At 54.8% G+C, this 26,444-nt stretch carries 16 protein-coding genes, 6 tRNA genes and 3 rRNA genes; all 25 read right to left on the reverse strand.

The window, feature by feature from the left end; translation table 11 throughout:
* Nucleotides 1-5: 5 nt before the first annotated feature.
* The 25 genes from fusA to tyrS all read right to left on the reverse strand — a co-directional run bounded on the left by fusA (nt 6) and on the right by tyrS (nt 26,357).
* Nucleotides 6-2,153, reverse strand: a complete 2,148-nt coding sequence (gene fusA / locus AB7M23_RS03865) for an elongation factor G (RefSeq protein WP_454240238.1) — start codon at nt 2,151-2,153, stop codon at nt 6-8.
* Between the two features lie 30 nt (nt 2,154-2,183).
* Complete coding sequence (rpsG, locus tag AB7M23_RS03870) at nt 2,184-2,654, reverse strand: 30S ribosomal protein S7 (RefSeq protein ID WP_003246741.1); 471 nt, start codon at nt 2,652-2,654, stop codon at nt 2,184-2,186.
* 120 nt (nt 2,655-2,774) lie between these two features.
* Nucleotides 2,775-3,146 carry a 30S ribosomal protein S12 gene (rpsL, locus tag AB7M23_RS03875; protein WP_003186084.1) on the reverse strand — a complete coding sequence of 124 codons (372 nt, stop codon included), beginning with the start codon at nt 3,144-3,146 and terminating at the stop codon, nt 2,775-2,777.
* Between the two features lie 203 nt (nt 3,147-3,349).
* Nucleotides 3,350-7,549: a DNA-directed RNA polymerase subunit beta' gene (gene rpoC, locus AB7M23_RS03880; protein ID WP_065761367.1), complete on the reverse strand. Its 4,200-nt coding sequence runs from the start codon at nt 7,547-7,549 to the stop codon at nt 3,350-3,352.
* 65 nt (nt 7,550-7,614) lie between these two features.
* Nucleotides 7,615-11,688 (reverse strand): DNA-directed RNA polymerase subunit beta, encoded by a 4,074-nt coding sequence (gene rpoB, locus AB7M23_RS03885; protein WP_065761368.1) that lies wholly within the window; start codon nt 11,686-11,688, stop codon nt 7,615-7,617.
* Nucleotides 11,689-11,906: 218 nt separating this feature from the next.
* Nucleotides 11,907-12,269, reverse strand: coding sequence for a 50S ribosomal protein L7/L12 (gene rplL / locus AB7M23_RS03890; RefSeq protein ID WP_065761369.1), 363 nt, complete (start codon nt 12,267-12,269; stop codon nt 11,907-11,909).
* An 80-nt stretch (nt 12,270-12,349) separates the two neighbouring features.
* Entirely contained in the window at nt 12,350-12,850 is a 501-nt protein-coding gene (gene rplJ, locus AB7M23_RS03895) for a 50S ribosomal protein L10 (RefSeq protein WP_065761370.1), read from the reverse strand.
* A gap of 200 nt (nt 12,851-13,050) precedes the next feature.
* Complete coding sequence (gene rplA, locus AB7M23_RS03900) at nt 13,051-13,746, reverse strand: 50S ribosomal protein L1 (RefSeq protein WP_065761371.1); 696 nt, start codon at nt 13,744-13,746, stop codon at nt 13,051-13,053.
* A complete protein-coding gene (gene rplK / locus AB7M23_RS03905; protein WP_065761372.1) occupies nt 13,746-14,177 on the reverse strand; it encodes a 50S ribosomal protein L11 in 432 nt (143 codons plus the stop codon). Before rplK ends, rplA begins: the two co-directional genes overlap by 1 nt.
* 117 nt (nt 14,178-14,294) lie before the next feature.
* Nucleotides 14,295-14,828 (reverse strand): transcription termination/antitermination protein NusG, encoded by a 534-nt coding sequence (gene nusG, locus AB7M23_RS03910; RefSeq protein WP_065761373.1) that lies wholly within the window; start codon nt 14,826-14,828, stop codon nt 14,295-14,297.
* Between the two features lie 9 nt (nt 14,829-14,837).
* Nucleotides 14,838-15,206, reverse strand: coding sequence for a preprotein translocase subunit SecE (secE, locus tag AB7M23_RS03915; RefSeq protein ID WP_065761374.1), 369 nt, complete (start codon nt 15,204-15,206; stop codon nt 14,838-14,840).
* A 45-nt stretch (nt 15,207-15,251) separates the two neighbouring features.
* A tRNA-Trp gene (locus AB7M23_RS03920) sits at nt 15,252-15,327 on the reverse strand.
* Between the two features lie 54 nt (nt 15,328-15,381).
* Nucleotides 15,382-16,575: an elongation factor Tu gene (gene tuf / locus AB7M23_RS03925; RefSeq protein WP_102051728.1), complete on the reverse strand. Its 1,194-nt coding sequence runs from the start codon at nt 16,573-16,575 to the stop codon at nt 15,382-15,384.
* Nucleotides 16,576-16,660: 85 nt separating this feature from the next.
* Nucleotides 16,661-16,736, reverse strand: a tRNA-Thr gene (locus AB7M23_RS03930).
* 26 nt (nt 16,737-16,762) lie between these two features.
* Nucleotides 16,763-16,836: transfer RNA gene (locus AB7M23_RS03935), tRNA-Gly, on the reverse strand.
* Nucleotides 16,837-16,859: 23 nt separating this feature from the next.
* A tRNA-Tyr gene (locus tag AB7M23_RS03940) sits at nt 16,860-16,944 on the reverse strand.
* A gap of 144 nt (nt 16,945-17,088) precedes the next feature.
* Nucleotides 17,089-17,517, reverse strand: a complete 429-nt coding sequence (locus AB7M23_RS03945) for a hypothetical protein (protein WP_454240239.1) — start codon at nt 17,515-17,517, stop codon at nt 17,089-17,091.
* Nucleotides 17,518-17,524: 7 nt separating this feature from the next.
* A complete protein-coding gene (locus AB7M23_RS03950) occupies nt 17,525-18,274 on the reverse strand; it encodes a pantothenate kinase (RefSeq protein WP_454240240.1) in 750 nt (249 codons plus the stop codon).
* Entirely contained in the window at nt 18,264-19,223 is a 960-nt protein-coding gene (gene birA, locus AB7M23_RS03955) for a bifunctional biotin--[acetyl-CoA-carboxylase] ligase/biotin operon repressor BirA (RefSeq protein WP_454240241.1), read from the reverse strand. Before birA ends, AB7M23_RS03950 begins: the two co-directional genes overlap by 11 nt.
* A gap of 266 nt (nt 19,224-19,489) precedes the next feature.
* Nucleotides 19,490-19,605: ribosomal RNA gene (rrf, locus tag AB7M23_RS03960) — 5S ribosomal RNA — on the reverse strand.
* 136 nt (nt 19,606-19,741) lie between these two features.
* Nucleotides 19,742-22,631, reverse strand: a 23S ribosomal RNA gene (locus AB7M23_RS03965).
* Between the two features lie 244 nt (nt 22,632-22,875).
* A tRNA-Ala gene (locus AB7M23_RS03970) sits at nt 22,876-22,951 on the reverse strand.
* A 30-nt stretch (nt 22,952-22,981) separates the two neighbouring features.
* Nucleotides 22,982-23,058, reverse strand: a tRNA-Ile gene (locus tag AB7M23_RS03975).
* 65 nt (nt 23,059-23,123) lie between these two features.
* A 16S ribosomal RNA gene (locus tag AB7M23_RS03980) occupies nt 23,124-24,660 on the reverse strand.
* The 16S, 23S and 5S rRNA genes sit together here with 2 tRNA genes alongside, the layout of an rRNA operon.
* Before the next feature lie 497 nt (nt 24,661-25,157).
* A complete protein-coding gene (tyrS, locus tag AB7M23_RS03985; protein ID WP_454240242.1) occupies nt 25,158-26,357 on the reverse strand; it encodes a tyrosine--tRNA ligase in 1,200 nt (399 codons plus the stop codon).
* Between the last annotated feature and the right edge of the window lie 87 nt (nt 26,358-26,444).

Here is a 26,444-nt window from a genome sequence, read left to right on the forward strand (position 1 = left end):
CTGAATCAGCCTTGTTTTTTAACGAGCGCTTCGACGATGTTCGACGGAGCCTCAGCGTATTTGGAGAATTCCATGGAGTAGCTCGCGCGACCCTGAGACATGGAACGAACGTCGGTTGCATAACCGAACATCTCTCCGAGCGGAACTTCAGCACGGACAACCTTGCCGGACACCGAATCTTCCATACCCTGGATCAGACCACGACGACGGTTCAGGTCACCCATCACGTCACCCATGTAGTCCTCAGGGGTCACAACTTCCACCTTCATGATCGGCTCAAGCACTTTACCGCCGCCTTTCGTGGCCAGCTGCTTGGTCGCCATGGAGGCCGCCACCTTGAACGCCATCTCGTTGGAGTCGACGTCGTGGTAGGAACCATCAAACACGGTTGCCTTCAGGCCGATCAGCGGATAGCCGGCAACGATGCCGTTCTTCATCTGCTCTTCGATACCCTTCTGGATAGCCGGGATGTATTCCTTCGGAACCACACCACCCACAACCTCGTTAGTGAAAACCAGGCCTTCGGTGATGTTGCCGCTCGCGTCCACATCCGGCTGCGAGAAGCGAATCCAGCAGTGACCGAACTGACCACGACCACCGGACTGACGAACGAACTTGCCTTCGATCTCGACGTTGTCCTTGGTGATCTGCTCGCGGTAAGAAACCTGCGGCTTACCGATGTTGGCTTCGACGTTGAACTCGCGCTTCATGCGGTCAACGAGGATGTCCAGGTGAAGCTCGCCCATACCCGAGATAATGGTCTGGCCGGTTTCTTCGTCGGTCTTGACGCGGAACGACGGGTCTTCCTGAGCCAATTTGCCCAGTGCGATACCCATCTTTTCCTGATCCTGCTTGGTTTTCGGCTCAACAGCCACCGAAATTACCGGCTCAGGAAAGTCCATACGCTCAAGAATGATCGGATTTTCGGCATTGCAAAGGGTATCACCGGTGGTAACGTCCTTCATGCCGATCAGCGCAGCAATGTCGCCCGCCAGCACTTCCTTGATCTCTTCGCGCTGGTTGGCGTGCATCTGCACCATACGACCAACGCGCTCTTTCTTACCTTTGACCGAGTTGATCACAGAGTCGCCGGACAGCAGCATACCCGAGTAAACACGAACGAAAGTCAGAGTACCAACGAACGGGTCGGTAGCAATCTTGAATGCCAGAGCCGAGAAAGGCTCGCTATCATCGGCATGACGCTCGCTATAGTCTGCTGCGACCAGCTCATCCTTCGGTTTCTCGATCAGGTCAGGGTGGATACCCTTGATCGCAGGAATCTCGGTAGGAGCAGGCAGGTAGTCGATAACAGCATCGAGAACCAGAGGAACACCCTTGTTCTTGAAGGAAGAGCCGCAGACAGCCGGAACGATCTCGCTAGCCAGGGTGCGCGCACGCAGACCAGCCTTGATTTCTTCGACGGACAGCTCACCTTCTTCAAGGTACTTGTTCATCAGCTCTTCGTTGGCCTCAGCAGCGGCTTCGACCATATTGGCGCGCCACTCTTCAGCCAGCTCCAGCATATCAGCAGGAATTTCTTCCTCGCGATAGGTGGTGCCCTTATCGTCGTCGTTCCAGTAGATCGCCTTCATCTTGATCAGATCAACCTGACCTACGAAGTTCTCTTCCGAACCGATAGCCAGCTGGACAGGAACCGGGGTGTGACCCAGGCGGTTCTTGATCTGACCAACTACGCGCAGGAAGTTAGCACCTGCACGGTCCATCTTGTTCACGTAAACAACACGTGGAACACCGTACTTGTTGGCCTGACGCCATACGGTTTCGGACTGAGGCTCAACACCGGAGGTACCGCAGAACACAACGACAGCGCCGTCGAGTACACGCAGCGAACGCTCTACTTCAATAGTGAAGTCAACGTGGCCCGGTGTATCAATGACGTTTACGCGGTAGTTGTCGTACTGACCACGGGAACCCTTCCAGAAGGTAGTAACGGCAGCAGAGGTAATGGTAATACCCCGCTCCTGCTCCTGAACCATCCAGTCGGTGGTCGCGGCGCCATCATGCACCTCGCCCATTTTGTGGCTCAGGCCTGTGTAGAACAGGATCCGCTCGGTAGTGGTAGTCTTGCCCGCATCAACGTGCGCACAGATACCGATGTTACGGTAGCGGTTAATTGCTGTAGTACGAGCCATAAAGCCCTCGCAAAAAAATTGATGCTGTGATTAGAAGCGGTAGTGCGAGAAAGCCTTGTTGGCTTCAGCCATACGGTGTACGTCTTCACGCTTCTTGACTGCAGCACCTTTGCCTTCAGCAGCATCCAGCAGTTCGCCGGCCAGGCGCAGCGCCATGGACTTCTCGCCACGCTTGCGGGCGTAGTCTACCAGCCAGCGCATTGCCAGCGCGTTACGACGGGATGGACGAACTTCAACAGGAACCTGGTAAGTGGCACCGCCAACACGGCGCGACTTTACTTCGACCAGCGGAGCGATGGCGTCGAGAGCTTTCTCGAAGATTTCCAGGGGATCGCTGTTCTTGCGTGCTTTGACGGTATCCAGAGCACCGTAAACGATGCGCTCGGCTACGGCCTTCTTGCCGCTTTCCATCACGTGGTTCATGAACTTGGCGAGAATCTGGCTTCCGTATTTCGGATCGTCCAGAATCTCACGCTTGGCTGCTACACGACGTCTTGGCATTGATAAGCCCTCAAACGGTCTTCAGGTTAGCCCGGGACACCTGACCCACTGGGTGCGTGCCCGACCTTACTCTTATCGACTCAATAAAATGAATAACTGCAAACTGCTGCAAACGGCCGATTACTTCGGACGCTTGGTACCGTACTTCGAACGGCCTTGGTTACGACCTTTGACGCCGGAGGTATCCAGGGAACCGCGAACGGTGTGGTAACGAACACCTGGCAAGTCTTTTACACGACCGCCACGAATCAGCACCACGCTGTGCTCTTGCAGGTTGTGGCCTTCACCACCGATGTACGAGGAAACCTCGAAACCGTTGGTCAGACGCACACGGCATACTTTACGCAGTGCCGAGTTAGGTTTTTTCGGCGTGGTGGTGTACACACGAGTGCATACGCCACGACGTTGCGGGCAGTTCTGCAGCGCAGGAACGTCGGATTTCTCGACGATACGCTTACGCGGCTGACGTACCAGCTGGTTGATAGTTGCCATCTACTAGCTCCACTGTTGTCTTGCGACGCTATTGTCTTGCAAGAAAAGCAAAATGGCAGGACGAAGTCCCACCAAATTTAGGGGTACAAGAGTCTAAAGAGGATCTTGTCCCCAGTCAAGGCAAGGCCCCAGCCTCCCCTCCCCGGCTGTCGGTGACAATAACAGTCACCGACGACTGGAGTGAGGCCACCAGGGCCTTACGCTTAGTTGCCGCTGGAGTTCAGCGCTTCAGTCAGTGCGGCTTCCACCTCACTGGCACTTACACGCAGCGGCTTGTCGGCATCACGGCGACGCTTGCGCTCGCTGTGGTAAGCCAGACCGGTACCGGCCGGGATCAGACGACCTACGACCACGTTCTCTTTCAGGCCGCGCAGGTAATCGCGCTTGCCGGTTACCGCCGCTTCGGTCAGCACTCGGGTGGTCTCCTGGAAGGAGGCCGCCGAGATGAACGACTCGGTGGAGAGCGAAGCCTTGGTGATACCCAACAGTACGCGCGAGAACTTGGAGACGAACTTGTCTTCAGAAGCCAAGCGCTCGTTCTCTACCAATACCTGGGTCAACTCCATCTGGTCGCCCTTGATGAAGCTGGAATCACCCGACTCGGCGATCTCAACCTTACGCAGCATCTGACGCAAGATGGTCTCGATGTGCTTGTCGTTGATCTTAACGCCTTGCAGACGGTAAACGTCCTGAATCTCGTTGACGATGTACTTGGCCAGCGCGCTCACACCCAGCAGACGCAGGATGTCGTGCGGATCGCTTGGACCGTCGGAGATAACTTCACCACGGTTCACTTGTTCGCCTTCGAAGACGTTCAGGTGACGCCACTTCGGAATCAGCTCTTCGTACGGCTCGCTGCCATCGTTCGGCGTGATGACCAGGCGGCGCTTGCCCTTGGTTTCTTTACCGAATGCAATGGTACCGCTGACTTCGGCGAGAATCGACGCTTCCTTCGGACGACGCGCTTCGAACAAGTCAGCAACGCGCGGCAGACCACCGGTAATGTCACGGGTCTTGGAAGTTTCTTGCGGGATACGTGCGATAACGTCACCCACACCGATTTGCGCACCGTCAGCAACACCAACCAGGGCGTTCGCCGGCAGGAAGTACTGAGCTGGTACATCGGTACCTGGCAGCAGCAGATCCTTGCCATTGGCGTCGACCATCTTGATTGCAGGACGAATTTCCTTACCTGCAGCCGGACGGTCTTTAACGTCCAATACTTCGATGTTGGTCAAACCAGTCAATTCGTCGGTCTGACGCTTGATGGTAATGCCTTCTTCCATGCCCACGAAGGTCACGGTACCTTTCATTTCGGTAACGATCGGGTGGGTGTGCGGGTCCCACTTGGCAACGATCGCGCCAGCGTCGACCTTGTCACCTTCCTTGACCGAAATCACAGCACCGTAAGGCAGCTTGTAGCGCTCACGCTCACGACCGAATTCGTCGGCAATGGCCAGCTCACCGGAACGCGAGACCGCGACCAGATTGCCGTCGGCACGCTCAACCTGCTTGAGGTTGTGCAGGCGAACCATACCGCCGTTCTTCACCTGGACGCTGTCGGCAGCCGAAGTACGGCTTGCAGCACCACCGATGTGGAACGTACGCATGGTCAGCTGGGTACCAGGCTCACCGATCGACTGGGCAGCGATAACGCCGACAGCCTCACCGATGTTGACCTGATGACCGCGAGCCAGGTCACGACCGTAGCACTTGGCACAGATACCGTAACGGGTTTCACAGCTGATCGGCGAGCGCACGATAACTTCATCGATGCTGTTCAGTTCGATGAACTCAACCCACTTCTCGTCTACCAGAGTGCCAGCAGGGACGATGACTTCGTCGGTGCCAGGCTTGAATACGTCACGGGCAATTACACGACCAAGTACGCGCTCACCCAGCGGCTCAACGACGTCGCCACCTTCAATGTGCGGCGTCATCAGCAGGCCCTGTTCGGTGCCGCAATCGATCTCGGTCACTACCAGATCCTGCGCAACGTCTACCAGACGACGCGTCAGATAACCGGAGTTCGCAGTTTTCAACGCGGTATCCGCAAGCCCCTTACGAGCACCGTGAGTCGAGATGAAGTACTGCAGTACGCTCAGACCTTCACGGAAGTTCGCGGTGATAGGCGTCTCGATGATCGAGCCGTCCGGCTTGGCCATCAGACCACGCATACCGGCCAACTGACGAATCTGAGCTGCCGAACCCCGAGCACCGGAGTCAGCCATCATGTACATGGAGTTGAAGGACTCTTGCTCGACTTCGTTGCCATCACGGTCGATAACCTTCTCTTTCGAGAGGTTGGCCATCATCGCCTTGGAAACTTCGTCGTTCGCCTTCGACCACAGGTCGATTACCTTGTTGTACTTCTCGCCCTGGGTTACCAGGCCGGAAGCGTACTGGCTCTCGATCTCCTTCACTTCGTCGGTAGCAGTACCGATGATGCGGGCTTTCTCATCCGGGATAACGAAGTCGTTAACACCGATGGAAACGCCAGAAATGGTCGAGTAGGCAAAACCGGTGTACATCAACTGGTCAGCGAAGATCACGGTCTCTTTCAGACCAACAACGCGGTAGCATTGGTTGATCAGCTTGGAGATCGCCTTTTTCTTCATCGGCTGGTTGACCACGTCGTACGACAGGCCGGCCGGAACCACCTGGAACAGCAGCGCACGGCCAACGGTTGTGTCGACGATACGGGTGTTCTTGACGCTGCCACCATCACGATCATTGACGGTTTCGTTGATACGAACCTTGATCTTGGCGTGCAGGGCGGCCTCACCAGCGCGGAACACGCGGTCGACTTCCTGCAGGTCAGCAAAAACGCGACCTTCGCCCTTGGCGTTGATGGCCTCACGGGTCATGTAGTACAGACCCAGTACCACGTCCTGCGAAGGAACGATGATCGGCTCACCGTTGGCTGGCGACAGGATGTTGTTGGTCGACATCATCAGCGCGCGCGCTTCCAGCTGGGCTTCCAGCGTCAGCGGCACGTGAACGGCCATCTGGTCACCGTCGAAGTCGGCGTTGTACGCAGCACAGACCAACGGGTGCAGCTGGATAGCCTTACCTTCGATCAGTACCGGTTCAAAAGCCTGGATACCCAGACGGTGAAGGGTCGGTGCACGGTTAAGCAGTACGGGGTGTTCGCGAATCACTTCGGCAAGGACGTCCCAGACCTCTGGCAGCTCGCGCTCGACCATTTTCTTGGCCGCTTTGATGGTGGTCGCCAGACCGCGCATCTCCAGCTTGCCGAAAATGAACGGCTTGAACAGCTCCAGAGCCATCTTCTTCGGCAGACCGCACTGGTGCAGACGCAGGGTCGGACCTACGGTAATTACCGAACGGCCAGAGTAGTCAACGCGCTTACCGAGCAAGTTCTGACGGAAACGACCTTGCTTACCCTTGATCATGTCAGCCAGGGATTTCAGAGGACGCTTGTTCGAGCCAGTGATGGCGCGGCCACGACGGCCGTTGTCGAGCAGTGCGTCGACCGCTTCCTGCAGCATGCGCTTTTCGTTGCGCACGATGATATCTGGCGCGGACAGGTCGAGCAGGCGCTTCAGACGGTTGTTACGGTTGATCACCCGACGATACAGATCGTTCAGGTCGGAGGTCGCGAAACGACCGCCGTCCAGCGGAACCAATGGACGCAGATCTGGCGGCAGAACCGGCAGAACGGTCAGAACCATCCACTCAGGCAGGTTGCCGGAGCCCTGGAAGGCCTCCATCAGCTTCAGACGCTTGGACAGCTTCTTGATCTTGGTTTCCGAGTTGGTCTGCGGAATCTCTTCGCGCAGGCGGCCAATTTCGTGCTCCAGATCGATAGCGTGCAGCAGCTCACGTACAGCTTCGGCGCCCATGCGAGCGTCGAAGTCGTCGCCGAACTCTTCCAGCGCTTCGAAGTACTGCTCATCGTTCAGCAGTTGACCCTTTTCAAGGGTGGTCATGCCTGGATCGATAACGACATAGCTCTCGAAGTAGAGAACACGTTCGATATCACGCAGGGTCATGTCCATCAGCAAGCCGATACGCGACGGCAGGGACTTCAGGAACCAGATGTGGGCAACCGGAGAGGCCAGCTCGATGTGCGCCATGCGCTCACGACGAACCTTGGCCAGGGCGACTTCAACGCCGCACTTCTCACAGATAACACCACGGTGCTTCAGGCGCTTGTACTTACCGCACAGGCACTCGTAGTCCTTGACTGGACCAAAAATTTTGGCGCAGAACAGACCGTCACGCTCGGGTTTGAACGTACGGTAGTTGATGGTTTCCGGTTTTTTAACTTCACCGAACGACCACGAACGGATCATCTCAGGCGAGGCCAATCCGATACGGATGGCGTCGAACTCTTCGACTTGACCCTGGTTTTTCAGCAAATTCAGTAGGTCTTTCAAGGCCTTTCCTCCTGGCGGAGCAGGGAGCGGGCTTGTTCAGCCACGCTCCCGATTCGCGTCACGTGTTATTCGGTTTCCAGATCGATATCGATACCGAGCGAACGAATCTCTTTGATCAACACGTTGAAGGACTCGGGCATGCCCGGCTCCATACGGTGATCGCCGTCCACGATGTTTTTGTACATCTTGGTCCGACCGTTCACGTCGTCCGACTTCACTGTGAGCATTTCTTGCAGGGTGTATGCCGCGCCGTATGCTTCCAGCGCCCACACTTCCATCTCCCCGAAACGCTGACCACCGAACTGCGCCTTACCACCCAGCGGCTGCTGAGTAACCAGGCTATAAGAACCAGTGGAACGCGCGTGCATCTTGTCGTCCACCAAGTGATTCAGCTTGAGCATGTACATGTAACCAACGGTCACTGGACGCTCGAACTTGTTGCCGGTACGACCGTCGAACAGCTGCATCTGGCCGCTTTCTGGCATGTCTGCCAGTTTCAGCATGGCCTTGATTTCTTGCTCCTTGGCACCATCGAAGACCGGAGTTGCCATTGGCACACCGCCTTTCAGGTTTTTGGCCAGGTCAAGGATTTCCTGGTCGGTGAACGACTCCAGGTTCTCCTGACGACCACCGATCTCGTTGTAGATCTCGGTGAGGAACTTACGCAGTTCAGCGACTTTACGCTGCTCTTCGAGCATGCGGTTGATCTTCTCGCCCAAGCCCTTGGCCGCGAGGCCCAGGTGGGTTTCCAGGATCTGACCGACGTTCATACGCGATGGTACACCCAGCGGGTTGAGTACCACGTCTACCGGCGTACCGTTGGCATCGTGCGGCATGTCTTCGACAGGCATGATCACAGAGACCACACCCTTGTTACCGTGACGACCAGCCATCTTGTCGCCCGGCTGGATGCGACGACGGATTGCCAGGTAGACCTTGACGATCTTCAGTACGCCTGGAGCGAGGTCATCGCCCTGCTGCAGCTTGCGCTTCTTGTCTTCGAACTTGTCGTCCAGCAGACGGCGACGATCAACGATGTAGGCCTGGGCCTTCTCCAGTTGCTCGTTCAGCGCGTCTTCGGCCATGCGCAGTTTGAACCACTGGCCGTGCTCCAGACCGTCCAGAACTTCGTTAGTGATCTCGGTGCCTTTCTTCAGGCCCGCACCACCTTCAACGATCTGACCATTCAGGGCTGCACGCAGACGCTCGAAGGTTGCACCTTCGACGATACGGAACTCTTCGTTGAGGTCTTTACGGATTTCGTCCAGCTGCATCTTCTCGATGGACAGCGCACGGCTATCGCGCTCGACACCATCACGGGTGAAGACCTGAACGTCGATGACAGTACCTTTGGTGCCAGTCGGCACGCGCAGGGAGGTGTCTTTAACGTCGCTAGCCTTCTCACCGAAGATCGCACGCAGCAGTTTTTCTTCCGGAGTCAGTTGGGTCTCGCCTTTTGGCGTGACCTTGCCGACCAGAATATCGCCAGCGCCAACCTCGGCACCAACATAAACGATACCGGCTTCGTCCAGCTTGTTCAGCGCAGCTTCACCCACATTCGGGATGTCTGCGGTGATTTCCTCTGGGCCAAGCTTGGTGTCACGGGCCACACAGGTCAGTTCCTGAATGTGGATCGTGGTGAAACGGTCTTCCTGAACCACACGCTCGGACAGGCAGATGGAGTCTTCGAAGTTGAAGCCGTTCCATGCCATGAACGCGATGCGCATGTTCTGACCCAGCGCCAGTTCACCCATGTCGGTGGACGGGCCGTCAGCCATGATGTCGCCACGCTCGACGCGATCACCTTTGCTCACCAGCGGACGCTGGTTGATGCAGGTGTTCTGGTTAGAGCGGGTGTACTTGGTCAGGTTGTAGATGTCGACACCCGCTTCGCCGGTTTCGACTTCATCATCGGCAACACGGACCACGATACGACTGGCATCGACGGAGTCGATAACGCCACCACGGCGAGCCACAACGCAAACGCCGGAGTCGCGTGCTACGTTGCGCTCCATACCGGTACCGACCAGCGGCTTGTCAGCACGCAAGGTTGGTACAGCCTGACGCTGCATGTTCGAACCCATCAACGCACGGTTGGCGTCGTCGTGCTCGAGGAACGGAATCAGCGACGCTGCAACCGAAACTACCTGCTTCGGCGAAACGTCCATCAGGGTGACGTCTTCCGGCGCCTTGACGGTGAATTCGTTCAGGTGACGAACGGCTACCAGTTCATCGATCAGTTGCTTCTTGTCGTTCATCGCGGCCGAAGCCTGAGCGATGACGTGATCCGCTTCTTCGATCGCCGACAGGAACACGATCTCGTCGGTAACAACGCCCTCTTTCACCACACGGTACGGGCTTTCCAGGAAGCCGTACTGGTTGGTGCGCGCATATGCGGCCAAGGAGTTGATCAGACCGATGTTCGGACCTTCAGGGGTCTCGATCGGGCAAACGCGACCATAGTGAGTCGGGTGTACGTCACGAACCTCAAAGCCCGCGCGCTCACGAGTCAGACCGCCAGGGCCGAGTGCAGAGACACGACGCTTGTGGGTAATTTCGGAGAGCGGGTTGTTCTGGTCCATGAACTGGGACAGCTGGCTCGAACCGAAGAACTCTTTCACCGCCGCCGCAACCGGCTTGGCGTTGATCAGGTCTTGCGGCATCAGGCCTTCGCTTTCTGCCATCGACAGACGTTCCTTGACCGCACGCTCAACGCGCACCAGGCCAACACGGAACTGGTTCTCAGCCATTTCGCCAACACAACGTACACGGCGGTTACCCAGGTGGTCGATGTCATCGACGATACCTTTGCCGTTACGGATGTCGACCAGGGTCTTCAGAACCTCGACGATGTCTTCCTTGCTCAGTACGCCCGAACCCTCGATCTCGGTACGACCGATACGACGGTTGAACTTCATGCGGCCAACAGCGGACAGATCGTACCGCTCGGCGCTGAAGAACAGGTTGTTGAACAGGGTCTCGGCAGCGTCCTTGGTTGGCGGCTCGCCCGGACGCATCATGCGGTAGATCTCGACCAGGGCTTCCAGCTGGTTGCCGGTGGAGTCGATTTTCAGGGTATCCGAAATGAACGGACCGCAGTCGATATCGTTGGTGTAGAGCGTCTCGATACGGACAACCTGAGCCTTGGCGATCTTGATCAGCAGCTCGGTGGTCAGTTCGGTGTTGCACTCACACAGGATTTCGCCGGTAGCCGGGTGCACGATGGCCTTGGCGGTGGTGCGACCCAAGACGTATTCCATTGGAACGTCCAGGTGCTTGACGCCTGCCTTTTCGAGCTGGTTGATGTGACGGGCAGTAATACGACGGCCCTGCTCCACGATCACCTTGCCGGTCTCGTCATGGATGTCCATGACTGCGATTTCGCCACGCAGACGCTGAGGAACCAGTTCCAGGCTGAGTTTTTCACCGGAAACATGGAAAACGTTGGTGGTGTAGAAAGCGTTCAACACTTCTTCAGTGCTGTAGCCCAGCGCGCGCAGCAGCACCGAAGCCGGCAGTTTGCGGCGACGGTCGATACGAACGAATACGCAGTCTTTCGGGTCGAATTCGAAGTCCAACCACGAACCACGGTAAGGAATGATCCGAGCCGAGTACAACAGTTTGCCAGAGCTGTGAGTCTTGCCACGGTCGTGGTCGAAGAACACACCTGGCGAACGGTGCAGCTGGGAAACGATAACACGCTCGGTACCGTTAATAACGAAGGTACCGTTTTCAGTCATCAGGGGGATTTCACCCATGTAGACTTCTTGCTCTTTGATGTCCTTGATCGCTTTGTTCGACGACTCTTTGTCGAAAATGATCAGACGCACCTTCACCCGCAGTGGTACGGCGAAGGTTACGCCGCGCAGTACGCATTCTTTGACATCAAAAGCCGGTTCGCCCAGACGATAGCCAACGTACTCCAAGGCAGCATTGCCGGAGTAGCTGATGATCGGGAAAACCGATTTGAAGGCCGCATGCAGGCCCACGTCGCGGAACTGATCTTTGGTCGCTCCCGCTTGCAAGAATTCACGATACGAATCCAGCTGGATGGCCAGGAGGTAAGGCACATCCATGACGTCCGGCAACTTGCTAAAGTCCTTGCGGATACGTTTTTTCTCAGTGTATGAGTAAGCCATCAGCGTTCCCCAGCTTGGTCACCTGCTTGTTTGGCTCCTCCCGACGGAAGCAGCCAGAAAATCGTGCAAACCCCTTGGTTTGCGCCACCGTCTCGGTGGTTGCAGCTCGTTATCGGGGCCGACCTGGTCGGCCGCCAATAACGGAAAAAGGCCGGTGGCAAGAGCCACCAGCCATCAGCCGTTCGCTTAACGCTTGGGCTGGATACGCAAAGTCGGAGTTACTTAACTTCGACTTTAGCGCCTGCTTCTTCCAGAGCTTTCTTCAGAGCTTCAGCTTCTTCTTTCGAAGCGTTCTCTTTCACGACGCCCAGGTCATCAACAACAGCCTTGGCTTCTTTCAGGCCCAGACCGGTGGCTTCACGAACAGCCTTGATGACGTTTACTTTCTTGTCGCCGGCTTCAACCAGTTTAACGGTGAACTCGGTTTGCTCTTCAACAACGGCAGCGGCAGCAGCTGGGCCAGCAGCGGCAACAGCAGCGGTAACACCGAAGGTTTCTTCCATTGCTTTGATCAGCTCAACAACTTCCAGAACGGTTTTCTGGCCGATTGCTTCGATGATTTGTTCGTTAGTCAGAGACATGACTATAAATTCCTGTATTGGGGTGACAGCCTACGCAGCCATCAAATTAAACGTATGATTTCGAAAGCGCTTGCGGTGCCTTAGGCAGCAGCAGCTTCTTTCTGGTCGCGAACGGCCGCCAAAGTACGAGCCAGCTTGCTGGTAGCGCCTTGAATCACGCTCATCAGCCTTGCAATGGCTTCGTCGCGAGTTGGCAGCGAAGCCAACACGTCGATCTCGTTTGCTGCGAGGAACTTGCCCTCGAACGCAGCTGCCTTGATCTCGAACTTGTCCTGACCTTTAGCGAATTCCTTGAACAAACGGGCAGCAGCGCCTGGATGTTCGTTGGAGAACGCGATCAAGGTCGGGCCGGTGAAGGCGTCGTTGAGGACACTGTATTCAGTGTCAGCAACTGCACGCTTGAGCAGGGTGTTACGTACAACACGTACGTAAACGCCAGCTTCACGAGCCTCTTTACGGAGTCCGGTCATAGCGCCTACAGTCACGCCACGGGCATCAGCCACGACAGCGGACAGAGCAGCTTTGGCAGCCTCGTTGACTTCAGCGACGATGGCCTTCTTGTCTTCGAGTTTAATTGCCACGGGTTTAACTCCTGCTTGTTACCGTTTCATTCGACCGAGGCCGAATGTCGTTTTGGTGTCTGATTCGGTAAGGAATCGGGAGCACCATCTGCGTAGGCTTGAGGTTTAAGACTTGCGTCGCCTACGGTCTTGGATAGCCCCCGCCAGGCAGGGACCCCAATCTTGCAAAGCGGGCGCGATCACTCGCACCCACCCGTGTCTTACGCGCTCAGCGAGCTCTGATCGATGACCAGACCTGGGCCCATAGTGGTGCTCAGGGTAACGCGCTTGACGTAGATACCTTTCGAAGAAGCTGGCTTGATACGCTTCAGATCAGCGATCAGGGCTTCAACGTTTTCCTTCAGCTTGACAGCATCAAAGCCGACTTTGCCAACGGAGGTGTGGATGATGCCGTTTTTGTCGGTGCGATAACGAACCTGACCAGCCTTGGCGTTTTTAACCGCGGTAGCTACGTCTGGAGTTACAGTACCAACCTTCGGGTTTGGCATCAGGCCGCGAGGACCCAGTACCTGACCCAGCTGACCTACAACACGCATTGCGTCCGGGGAGGCAATAACGACGTCATAGTTCAGATCGCCGCCTTTCATTTCGGCAGCCAGATCGTCCATACCTACACGGTCAGCGCCGGCAGCCAGAGCGGCCTCAGCAGCTGGACCCTGAGTGAAGACAGCTACGCGTACGGTCTTGCCAGTGCCGTGCGGCAGCACAGTAGCGCTGCGAACAACCTGGTCAGATTTACGCGGGTCAACACCGAGGTTGACTGCAACGTCGAAGGACTCGCTGAACTTCACGGTGGACAGTTCGGCCAGCAGAGCTGCTGCGTCTTCAAAGTTGTAAACTTTGCCAGCTTCAACCTTCGAAGCGATGGCCTTTTGGCGCTTGGTCAGCTTAGCCATTACACACCCTCCACGTTGAGGCCCATGCTGCGAGCAGAACCGGCGATGGTACGCACGGCTGCTTCCAGGTCAGCGGCAGTCAGATCAGCTTTCTTAGCTTTTGCGATCTCTTCCAGCTGAGCGCGGTTCACAGTACCAACCTTGACAGTGTTCGGACGAGCCGAACCGCTGGTCAGGCCAGCTGCTTTCTTCAGCAGAACCGAAGCAGGGGTGCTCTTGGTTTCGAAGGTGAAGCTGCGGTCACTGTAAACAGTGATGATCACTGGAGTCGGCAGACCTGGCTCTTGACCCTGAGTACGGGCGTTGAAGGCCTTGCAGAATTCCATGATGTTCACACCGTGTTGACCCAATGCAGGACCAACGGGTGGGCTTGGGTTGGCCTGGCCGGCCTTTACTTGCAGCTTGATGTAAGCCTGAATCTTCTTAGCCATGAGCTACTCCAATATCGGGTACGAACGCCTGATGGCTCCCCGGATTACTTACGTTTTATCCCAGTGACGACAAAACCCCGCAGCACAAGGCTGCGGGGTATGGGATGCTGGGTTCAGTTAGACCTTCTCGACCTGACTGAACTCGAGCTCCACCGGAGTAGAGCGTCCGAAAATGAGCACTGCGACCTGCAGCCTGCTCTTCTCGTAGTTAACTTCTTCGACAGTTCCGTTGAAATCAGCGAACGGACCGTCGATAACACGAACGACCTCGCCCGGCTCAAACAACGTCTTCGGCTTCGGCTTGTCGCTGCCATCAGCAACACGACGGAGAATCGCCTCTGCTTCTTTATCAGTGATAGGCGCAGGTTTATCTGCTGTACCACCGATGAAGCCCATGACGCGAGGGGTATCCTTGACCAAGTGCCAAGTCCCTTCGTTCATGTCCATCTGAACCAATACGTAGCCTGGAAAGAACTTACGCTCGCTCTTGCGCTTCTGGCCATTGCGCATCTCGACCACTTCTTCGGTCGGGACCAGAATTTCGCCGAAACCGTCTTCCATGCCAGCCAGTTTTACGCGCTCGATCAACGAGCGCATGACATGCTTCTCGTAACCCGAGTAAGCATGCACGACGTACCAACGCTTAGCCACGGGACACCCTTAGCCGACAATCAACGAAATCAACCAACCGAGCAGGGAATCAAGCCCCCACAACAGCAGCGCCATAACCAGAACGACCGCCACTACGATAAGGGTGGTCTGAGTGGTTTCTTGGCGGGTTGGCCATACAACTTTACGAATCTCGGTACGAGCTTCCTTAGCCAGCGCAAAAAACGACCTACCCTTAGCCGTCTGCAGCGCAACAAAGGCAGCGGCAGCAGCAAGAACAAGGAGCGCGATTACGCGGTACAGAATCGGGGATGCGCTGTAGTATTGGTTACCAACAACGCCTACGATCACCAAAGCGACAACAGCAAGCCACTTGAGCAGATCAAAACGAGAGTCTTGGGCTTCAGACTTGGAAGTCATCTAGGAGGATCCTGTGAAAAGAAAGCCAGACACACGAGGTGAATCTGGCAGGTCAGGAGGGAATCGAACCCCCAACCTACGGTTTTGGAGACCGTCGCTCTGCCAATTGAGCTACTGACCTAAAAGCTTAATCAGGCCGACCATTATGTCGGCCCGATAGAAATAAATCAACTACTTATTCGAGAACCTTTGCAACTACACCAGCGCCGACGGTACGACCGCCTTCACGGATAGCGAAACGCAGGCCATCTTCCATTGCGATGGTTTTGATCAGAGTGACAGTCATCTGGATGTTGTCACCTGGCATTACCATTTCAACGCCTTCTGGCAGCTCGCAGTTACCAGTCACATCAGTCGTACGGAAGTAGAACTGTGGACGGTAGCCCTTGAAGAACGGAGTATGACGACCGCCTTCTTCCTTGCTCAGAACGTAAACTTCTGCAGTGAACTTGGTGTGCGGCTTAACCGAACCCGGCTTAACCAGAACCTGACCACGCTCAACGTCATCACGCTTGGTACCACGCAGCAGAACGCCACAGTTCTCGCCAGCACGACCTTCGTCCAGCAATTTGCGGAACATTTCAACACCAGTGCAGGTCGTGGTAGCAGTGTCGCGCAGACCAACGATTTCCAGAGCGTCTTGAACGCGGACAATACCACGCTCGATACGACCAGTAACAACAGTACCGCGACCCGAGATCGAGAACACGTCTTCGATTGGCATCAGGAACGGCTTATCGATGGCACGCTCTGGTTCTGGGATGTAGCTATCCAGGGTTTCAACCAGCTTTTTGACAGCAGTGGTTCCCATCTCGTTGTCGTCTTTGCCTTCTAGTGCCATACGAGCAGAACCGATGATGATCGGAGTGTCGTCGCCTGGGAAGTCATAGGTGGACAGCAGATCGCGAACTTCCATCTCAACCAGTTCCAGCAGCTCTGCGTCATCTACCAGGTCAGCCTTATTCAGGAAGACCACAATGTAGGGAACGCCTACCTGACGGGACAGCAGGATGTGCTCACGGGTTTGAGGCATCGGACCATCGGCGGCCGAGCAAACCAGGATAGCGCCGTCCATCTGGGCGGCACCAGTAATCATGTTCTTCACATAGTCAGCGTGACCCGGGCAGTCAACGTGAGCATAGTGACGAATGTTCGAGTCATATTCGACGTGCGCGGTATTAATGGTGATACCGCGAGCTTTTTCTTCTGGAGCGCTGTCGATCTTATCAAAATCAACTTTAGCCGAACCGAAAACCTCGGAGCAAACGCGAGTCAGCGCAGCAGTCAACGTGGTTTTACCATGGTCAACATGACCAATAGTACCTACGTTTACGTGCGGCTTGTTACGTTCGAACTTTTCCTTAGCCATCGAGACTGTCCCCCGCAGAAGAATTTAACTAGTCACGCCAACCATTAAAACAAAGGCAGATATTTTCATATCTGCCTTGTTAATATGGAGCTCTTGAGCGGATTTGAACCGCTGACCTCACCCTTACCAAGGGTGTGCTCTACCAACTGAGCTACAAGAGCTTTACACTTTGCAAAAACAGCAAACCTGGAGCGGGTAGCGGGAATCGAACCCGCATCATCAGCTTGGAAGGCTGAGGTTCTACCACTAAACTATACCCGCGGAGCTTGCAGCTCTCGCTAAACTGGTGGAGGGGGAAGGATTCGAACCTTCGAAGTCGTAGACGTCAGATTTACAGTCTGATCCCTTTGGCCGCTCGGGAACCCCTCCTGAACGTGGGCAGCATTTTCAACTCTTGCTGCCTTCCTGTCAAGCTTTTTCTCATTAAAATCTTGAGGTTAGCTAATTTGACAGTCGCTACACAGGCTTTCCAACTAGTGGTGTTCCCTGTGAAGCGGGCGCCATTCTATCAAGCTATTCAGCAGTTGCAATACCCTCGCACAACATTATTTTATGTTTTAAGTCTTTGAAATCATGGGAAAGTGTCGCGAGCAGCGCTTCGTCCAGTAAACGTCGGCTTGGGGGCGCCACTTGCAACCAGAATCCCGGGCTGTCACCCAGCGCCCCAACCACCTGCGCAGTCGCCACATCCAACGAAACCAAGCGCTGACGAAGCGCATTCAATTGCTCAACCTTGGCAAGGCCACCGATGTAGAGACAATCCTCAGCCTGCTGCGCGCTGCGCCCTCCAGCCCCCGACTCACTCAAAAGGCGAATACCCTGCTGACTACCTTTATACAAAGACAGCGGGGCTACCTCCTTTGCCTTCAAAGGCGCTTCTTGCTGATGCCAGACGTAATAAACAGCATTGAGCACCACTAAGAGAAGAAACAACCAGCGCATAGATACCTCAATCCAGGGGGCAGGCTATCGCCAGACCAACAAACACTAGATCCGGCACCACGCGAGCACACGGAGCCACCTGATGAACCAGGGGCGCATCACCACCCGTGAGGAACAGTGTAAATGCCTCTCCAAAAAGCGAGCGAGCCTGCTCTACCTGTGTCAATACGAACCCTTGGAGCATTAACAGGCAGCCACGCTCAACCGCTTCGACAGTCGAACGCCCAGGCTCCACGCTTGAGAGCGCGCGCTCTGCTGCGGCGTCGTCATAACGGATACGACGGGTATGGGTGCGCAGCTGATTACGCATCAGCGGCAACCCAGGGCAAATAAACCCCCCAAGATGAGCCCCGTCAGCCGCGACGAAGTCGGCCGTTACCGCTGTACCGAAGTCGATAACCACACAAGCACCCTTGGCCAGATGATAGCCACCCAAAAGCGCCAACCAACGATCCAGCCCCAATCGCTGGAAATCCTCATAGCCGTTACGGACCCCGCCCAACTCTCTCGCCGGCTCAGCACTAACAACCAGCAGACCGAACTGCTCAACCAGAGCTGCACGCAGCCCTGCTGTCTCATCCTCCCCCCTGACACTGACCAAGCGACAGCATCGAGGGGCGCTACCTGGAACTGCATGGATCGAGGCGATCAATGCTTCATTGGACTCAACGACGCCGCCAGCGACTATCGAGGCATCCTCAGAGCGAATGATTCGCCATTTGATAAAGCTGTTACCGCAATCGAGCTCAAGAATCATCGCGCAACCTCAAACTGAGCTCTCCGCCACTAAAGCTCTTTTCAACACCATCAACCTCAAGACGCAGAGCCCCCTGACGATCAATGCCTCTCACCACACCATCGACCTGATGACTACCCGCGATAAGCGATACCGCGCGACCTTGCCAGAGATGCGCCTTCTCCCACTCACCTTGGAATACCGCAAATCCCGACTGCCGATGCCGAACCAGGTCTTCCTGCAGGTTCTGATTGAGCAGGGCAACCAGTTGATTGCGATCAACGACCTCCCCAACCTCTCGCCATATCGACGTCCATTGCTGATCCACTTCACTGCTGGCCTGCATGTTGACGTTGATCCCAACGCCCATCACCACGTGGCAAACATCTGCAGGATCACCTACAAGTTCAAGCAAGATACCGGCAATTTTTTGATTATTCACCAACACATCGTTTGGCCACTTAAGACCTGCGCCACTGACACCATAGGCATGTAGCGTGCGCATCACCGCCAAGCCAACGACCAGGCTAAGCCCCTCCAACTGGCGCATACCACCCTCTATACGCAGTACCAGGCTGTAATAAAGGTTCTCTGCAAACGGACTGGCCCAACTACGCCCACGACGGCCTCGCCCGGCCGTTTGCCGCTCAGCCAGAACAATAAAAGGAGCAACTCGCCCCTCATTGACCTCACGGAGCGCCTGGGCATTTGTCGAGTCGATTGAGTCGAAAATCAATGCCGGCCACGACTCGCCGACAGATCGCTCTGCAATTGCCGCCGTTTCCAGCAATGACAATGGCGTCGCCAGCTGATAACCGCGACCGCGGACTTTATAAATAGGCAAGTTCAGCTCAGCCTCAAGGTGCTGCAACTGCTTCCAGACAGCACTGCGACTGACACCCAAGGCGGCCCCCAGCGCCTGTCCGGAATGAAACCGGCCATCTTTAAGGAGGTTTAACAACTTCAGCATGCCAATCTCGACTCACAATGAGGCAGGCATGATAGCCATGCCTCGAAGACTTGCATAGAAATCTGTAGCCACGAGAGACGACCTGGGCGCCGGAAAGCCCAGCCATGGAGGGGCGTCCCTGAGGGGATCGCACACTGCCAGCCGCTTAGAGGCCACAAGCCAGCCCAAAAACGTGAAATAGCGACAGCCGCCCTGCTGGCGATGTTTTCCAGGCCACAAAGACAAAACCCCTACCTGCGTGTGCAGATAGGGGTTTCGGAATTTAATCTTGACGATGACCTACTCTCACATGGGGAAACCCCACACTACCATCGGCGATGCATCGTTTCACTGCTGAGTTCGGGATGGGATCAGGTGGTTCCAATGCTCTATGGTCGTCAAGAAATTCTGTGTACCAGACCGTCTTTCGACGCTCCAGCAAATCGGGTATGTGATAGTTGTGAGTCGCAAACTTTCGGTTCGTTTCGTCTTCACAACACCGCAATCTGGCCTTTCGACGCAAATTGCTTGGGTGTTATATGGTCAAGCCTCACGGGCAATTAGTATTGGTTAGCTCAATGCCTCACAGCACTTACACACCCAACCTATCAACGTCGTAGTCTTCGACGGCCCTTCAGGGAGCTCAAGGCTCCAGTGAGATCTCATCTTGAGGCAAGTTTCCCGCTTAGATGCTTTCAGCGGTTATCTCTTCCGAACATAGCTACCCGGCAATGCCACTGGCGTGACAACCGGAACACCAGAGGTTCGTCCACTCCGGTCCTCTCGTACTAGGAGCAGCCCCTCTCAAATCTCAAACGTCCACGGCAGATAGGGACCGAACTGTCTCACGACGTTCTAAACCCAGCTCGCGTACCACTTTAAATGGCGAACAGCCATACCCTTGGGACCGGCTTCAGCCCCAGGATGTGATGAGCCGACATCGAGGTGCCAAACACCGCCGTCGATATGAACTCTTGGGCGGTATCAGCCTGTTATCCCCGGAGTACCTTTTATCCGTTGAGCGATGGCCCTTCCATACAGAACCACCGGATCACTAAGACCTACTTTCGTACCTGCTCGACGTGTCTGTCTCGCAGTCAAGCGCGCTTTTGCCTTTATACTCTACGACCGATTTCCGACCGGTCTGAGCGCACCTTCGTACTCCTCCGTTACTCTTTAGGAGGAGACCGCCCCAGTCAAACTACCCACCATACACTGTCCTCGATCCGGATGACGGACCTGAGTTAGAACCTCAAAGTTGCCAGGGTGGTATTTCAAGGATGGCTCCACGCGAACTGGCGTCCACGCTTCAAAGCCTCCCACCTATCCTACACAAGCAAATTCAAAGTCCAGTGCAAAGCTATAGTAAAGGTTCACGGGGTCTTTCCGTCTAGCCGCGGATACACTGCATCTTCACAGCGATTTCAATTTCACTGAGTCTCGGGTGGAGACAGCGCCGCCATCGTTACGCCATTCGTGCAGGTCGGAACTTACCCGACAAGGAATTTCGCTACCTTAGGACCGTTATAGTTACGGCCGCCGTTTACCGGGGCTTCGATCAAGAGCTTCGCGTTAGCTAACCCCATCAATTAACCTTCCGGCACCGGGCAGGCGTCACACCCTATACGTCCACTTTCGTGTTTGCAGAGTGCTGTGTTTTTAATAAACAGTCGCAGCGGCCTGGTATCTTCGACCGGCATGGGCTTACGGAGCAAGTCCTTCACCCTCACCGGCGCACCTTCTCCCGAAGTTACGGTGCCATTTTGCCTAGTTCCTTCACCCGAGTTCTCTCAAGCGCCTTGGTATTCTCTACCCAACCACCTGTGTCGGTTTGGGGTACGGTTCCTGGTTATCTGAAGCTTAGAAGCTTTTCTTGGAAGCATGGCATCAACCACTTCGCGCTCTAAAGAGCACTCGTCATCAGCTCTCGGCCTTAAGATCCCGGATTTACCTAAGATCTCAGCCTACCACCTTAAACTTGGACAACCAACGCCAAGCTGGCCTAGCCTTCTCCGTCCCTCCATCGCAATAACCAGAAGTACAGGAATATTAACCTGTTTTCCATCGACTACGCTTTTCAGCCTCGCCTTAGGGACCGACTAACCCTGCGTCGATTAACGTTGCGCAGGAAACCTTGGTCTTTCGGCGTGGGAGTTTTTCACTCCCATTGTCGTTACTCATGTCAGCATTCGCACTTCTGATACCTCCAGCAAGCTTCTCAACTCACCTTCACAGGCTTACAGAACGCTCCTCTACCGCGTCACCTAAGTGACACCCGTAGCTTCGGTGCATGGTTTGAGCCCCGTTACATCTTCCGCGCAGGCCGACTCGACTAGTGAGCTATTACGCTTTCTTTAAAGGGTGGCTGCTTCTAAGCCAACCTCCTAGCTGTCTAAGCCTTCCCACATCGTTTCCCACTTAACCATGACTTTGGGACCTTAGCTGACGGTCTGGGTTGTTTCCCTTTTCACGACGGACGTTAGCACCCGCCGTGTGTCTCCCATGCTCGGCACTTGTAGGTATTCGGAGTTTGCATCGGTTTGGTAAGTCGGGATGACCCCCTAGCCGAAACAGTGCTCTACCCCCTACAGTGATACATGAGGCGCTACCTAAATAGCTTTCGAGGAGAACCAGCTATCTCCGAGCTTGATTAGCCTTTCACTCCGATCCACAGGTCATCCGCTAACTTTTCAACGGTAGTCGGTTCGGTCCTCCAGTCAGTGTTACCTAACCTTCAACCTGCCCATGGATAGATCGCCCGGTTTCGGGTCTATACCCAGCGACTAAACGCCCTATTAAGACTCGCTTTCGCTACGCCTCCCCTATTCGGTTAAGCTCGCCACTGAATATAAGTCGCTGACCCATTATACAAAAGGTACGCAGTCACCTAACAAGTAGGCTCCCACTGCTTGTACGCATACGGTTTCAGGATCTATTTCACTCCCCTCTCCGGGGTTCTTTTCGCCTTTCCCTCACGGTACTAGTTCACTATCGGTCAGTCAGTAGTATTTAGCCTTGGAGGATGGTCCCCCCATATTCAGACAAAGTTTCTCGTGCTCCGTCCTACTCGATTTCATTGATAAGAGATTTTCGCGTACAGGGCTATCACCCACTATGGCCGCACTTTCCAGAGCGTTCCGCTAATCTCAAATCAACTTAAGGGCTAGTCCCCGTTCGCTCGCCACTACTAAGGGAATCTCGGTTGATTTCTTTTCCTCAGGGTACTTAGATGTTTCAGTTCCCCTGGTTCGCCTCTTGCACCTATGTATTCAGTACAAGATACCTAGGTTATCCTAGGTGGGTTCCCCCATTCAGAGATCTCCGGATCAAAGTCTGTTTGCCGACTCCCCGAAGCTTATCGCAGGCTACCACGTCTTTCATCGCCTCTGACTGCCAAGGCATCCACCGTATGCGCTTCTTCACTTGACCATATAACCCCAAGCAATCTGGTTATACTGTGAAGACGACATTCGCCGAAAATTCGCAATACTCTTAAAGACTTAAGAGACACTCACAAATTTTACCTTAGCCTGAATAAACACCAGTGAAAGTGCTATTCAGTCTATTTCTATCACATACCCAAATTTTTAAAGAACGATTCTGAAAAAGTTCAGAAATCAATATTCGACGCGAATATTCATTTCTAAGCTTTGACGTGGTAAGCAAGTGGAGATGGTGGAGCCAAGCGGGATCGAACCGCTGACCTCCTGCGTGCAAGGCAGGCGCTCTCCCAGCTGAGCTATGGCCCCGTATTGCTACAGGCTTTCACCACAAGTAATTGGTGGGTCTGGGCAGATTCGAACTGCCGACCTCACCCTTATCAGGGGTGCGCTCTAACCAACTGAGCTACAGACCCAATCGTCTTCTTCAATGAATCAAGCAATTCGTGTGGGAGCTTATGAAGCAGCTGATGTCGTCGATTAAGGAGGTGATCCAGCCGCAGGTTCCCCTACGGCTACCTTGTTACGACTTCACCCCAGTCATGAATCACACCGTGGTAACCGTCCCCCCGAAGGTTAGACTAGCTACTTCTGGTGCAACCCACTCCCATGGTGTGACGGGCGGTGTGTACAAGGCCCGGGAACGTATTCACCGCGACATTCTGATTCGCGATTACTAGCGATTCCGACTTCACGCAGTCGAGTTGCAGACTGCGATCCGGACTACGATCGGTTTTGTGAGATTAGCTCCACCTCGCGGCTTGGCAACCCTCTGTACCGACCATTGTAGCACGTGTGTAGCCCAGGCCGTAAGGGCCATGATGACTTGACGTCATCCCCACCTTCCTCCGGTTTGTCACCGGCAGTCTCCTTAGAGTGCCCACCATTACGTGCTGGTAACTAAGGACAAGGGTTGCGCTCGTTACGGGACTTAACCCAACATCTCACGACACGAGCTGACGACAGCCATGCAGCACCTGTCTCAATGTTCCCGAAGGCACCAATCCATCTCTGGAAAGTTCATTGGATGTCAAGGCCTGGTAAGGTTCTTCGCGTTGCTTCGAATTAAACCACATGCTCCACCGCTTGTGCGGGCCCCCGTCAATTCATTTGAGTTTTAACCTTGCGGCCGTACTCCCCAGGCGGTCAACTTAATGCGTTAGCTGCGCCACTAAAATCTCAAGGATTCCAACGGCTAGTTGACATCGTTTACGGCGTGGACTACCAGGGTATCTAATCCTGTTTGCTCCCCACGCTTTCGCACCTCAGTGTCAGTATGAGCCCAGGTGGTCGCCTTCGCCACTGGTGTTCCTTCCTATATCTACGCATTTCACCGCTACACAGGAAATTCCACCACCCTCTGCCCTACTCTAGCTCGCCAGTTTTGGATGCAGTTCCCAGGTTGAGCCCGGGGATTTCACATCCAACTTAACGAACCACCTACGCGCGCTTTACGCCCAGTAATTCCGATTAACGCTTGCACCCTCTGTATTACCGCGGCTGCTGGCACAGAGTTAGCCGGTGCTTATTCTGTCGGTAACGTCAAAACAGCAAGGTATTAGCTTACTGCCCTTCCTCCCAACTTAAAGTGCTTTACAATCCGAAGACCTTCTTCACACACGCGGCATGGCTGGATCAGGCTTTCGCCCATTGTCCAATATTCCCCACTGCTGCCTCCCGTAGGAGTCTGGACCGTGTCTCAGTTCCAGTGTGACTGATCATCCTCTCAGACCAGTTACGGATCGTCGCCTTGGTGAGCCATTACCTCACCAACTAGCTAATCCGACCTAGGCTCATCTGATAGCGCAAGGCCCGAAGGTCCCCTGCTTTCTCCCGTAGGACGTATGCGGTATTAGCGTTCCTTTCGAAACGTTGTCCCCCACTATCAGGCAGATTCCTAGGTATTACTCACCCGTCCGCCGCTGAATCAAGGAGCAAGCTCCCGTCATCCGCTCGACTTGCATGTGTTAGGCCTGCCGCCAGCGTTCAATCTGAGCCATGATCAAACTCTTCAGTTCAATACTGCTTGGGTTTTGAGAAAACCCTAAACTTGGCTCAGCAATCTCAAATGACTATTTCGATTTCTCGTGTAGTCACTTGTGATGCTGATAATCTTTTTGACTATCAGTCTGATTTCACAAGCACCCACACGAATTGCTTGATTCGATTGTTAAAGAGCGGTTGGTTAAGAGCTTTTCGTCTCAACCGAGGCGCGCATTCTACGCTTTCCTCTGTCTCTGTCAAGCGTTTATTTTGAAGTTTTTCAGAATTTTCCGTTCAACTTCAACCACTTGACTCGCTTCGATCTCTCGTTAGCGGGAGGCGAATTCTACAGCGTTTCAACTCGCTGTCAACCACCTTTTTCACCGCTGCCGATCTATTCGACCGAAGCACTTCCGACACTATCGCTAAACGTCTAACTCATTGATTACCAAGGAGTTTTCCGTTTCGACTGCGCCGGAAGTGGGGCGAATTATAGACAGTTACAATTCGCCGTCAAGCCTTATTTACAAACTCACTCAGCCTTCAACGTAATACGCGCAAAGGCCTTCTTGCCGGCCTGGCAAACATGAGTGGCGCCCAACGCGAATACGAAGCCACGATCAACGACCTCGCCATCGATGCGCACACTACCCGCCGCCAGAAGATCGCGAGCCGCAGCAGCATTCTTGACCAGCCCAGCTTTATTAAGGACAGCCGCAATCGGCATCTCTTCCTCAGCAGGCACTACGACCTCAGGCAGGTCTTCCGGCAATTCGCCATCCTTCATCCGATTGCCCGCGGCACGGTGCGCGTTCGCAGCAGCCTCTTCACCATGGAAGCGCGCAACGATTTCCTCAGCCAGCTTGATCTTGATGTCTCGCGGATTGGCGCCCGCCTCTACATCTGCGCGGAATGCATTGATCTCTTCCATGGATCGGAAGCTCAACAACTCGAAGTAACGCCACATCAAGGTGTCCGGGATCGAGACAAGCTTGCTGTACATCACACCCGGCGCTTCCTGGATACCAACATAGTTCCCGAGGGACTTGGACATCTTCTTGACGCCATCAAGCCCCTCAAGCAGTGGCATGGTGACGATATTCTGAGGTTCCTGACCGTAACCGCGCTGAAGCTCGCGCCCCATCAGCAGATTGAACTTCTGATCGGTACCACCCAGCTCAACATCCGCCTTCAGCGCCACCGAGTCATACCCCTGCACCAGCGGGTAGAGGAACTCATGGATCGCGATCGGCTGATTGGTGGTGTAGCGCTTATGGAAGTCATCCCGCTCCAGCATGCGCGCAACCGTGTATTGGGACGCCAGGCGAATGAAATCAGCCGGAGTCAGCGCATCCATCCAGGTCGAGTTGAATGCAACTTCAGTCTTGGCTGGGTCGAGAATCTTGAACACCTGCTGCTTATACGTCTCGGCATTTTCCAGCACCTGCTCGCGAGTCAGCGGCGGGCGAGTAGCACTCTTGCCACTCGGGTCTCCGATCATCCCGGTGAAATCCCCAATCAGGAAGATCACCTGATGCCCCAGATCCTGGAACTGACGCAGCTTGTTAATAAGGACGGTATGCCCCAGGTGCAGATCAGGCGCGGTAGGGTCGAAGCCCGCCTTGATCCGCAGCGGCTGACCGCGCTTGAGCTTCTCGACCAGTTCGGACTCGACCAGTACCTCTTCCGCACCACGTTTGATCAGCTCTAGCTGCTCTTCAACCGACTTCATGACAGACCCGTAAGGCTCAGATTAAAAGGCCCCAACCATACAAGATCAGCCGTCAATTACAAGTTTTTGGCCTGAATGTGACCCAAC

This window comes from Pseudomonas sp. HLS-6 TE3448, from assembly GCF_053629555.1.

Coding starts and splice junctions, on each gene's coding strand:
- AB7M23_RS03945 (WP_454240239.1), bottom strand. CDS start 17,517: ATGCGCTGGTTGTTTCTTCTCTTAGTGGTGCTCAATGCTGTTTATTAC.
- tuf (WP_102051728.1), bottom strand. CDS start 16,575: ATGGCTAAGGAAAAGTTCGAACGTAACAAGCCGCACGTAAACGTAGGT.
- tyrS (WP_454240242.1), bottom strand. CDS start 26,357: ATGAAGTCGGTTGAAGAGCAGCTAGAGCTGATCAAACGTGGTGCGGAA.
- rpsL (WP_003186084.1), bottom strand. CDS start 3,146: ATGGCAACTATCAACCAGCTGGTACGTCAGCCGCGTAAGCGTATCGTC.
- rplA (WP_065761371.1), bottom strand. CDS start 13,746: ATGGCTAAGCTGACCAAGCGCCAAAAGGCCATCGCTTCGAAGGTTGAA.
- birA (WP_454240241.1), bottom strand. CDS start 19,223: ATGCTGAAGTTGTTAAACCTCCTTAAAGATGGCCGGTTTCATTCCGGA.
- rpoB (WP_065761368.1), bottom strand. CDS start 11,688: ATGGCTTACTCATACACTGAGAAAAAACGTATCCGCAAGGACTTTAGC.
- fusA (WP_454240238.1), bottom strand. CDS start 2,153: ATGGCTCGTACTACAGCAATTAACCGCTACCGTAACATCGGTATCTGT.
- rpsG (WP_003246741.1), bottom strand. CDS start 2,654: ATGCCAAGACGTCGTGTAGCAGCCAAGCGTGAGATTCTGGACGATCCG.
- secE (WP_065761374.1), bottom strand. CDS start 15,206: ATGACTTCCAAGTCTGAAGCCCAAGACTCTCGTTTTGATCTGCTCAAG.
- rplL (WP_065761369.1), bottom strand. CDS start 12,269: ATGTCTCTGACTAACGAACAAATCATCGAAGCAATCGGCCAGAAAACC.
- AB7M23_RS03950 (WP_454240240.1), bottom strand. CDS start 18,274: ATGATTCTTGAGCTCGATTGCGGTAACAGCTTTATCAAATGGCGAATC.
- rplK (WP_065761372.1), bottom strand. CDS start 14,177: ATGGCTAAGAAGATTCAGGCTTACATCAAGCTGCAAGTAAAGGCCGGC.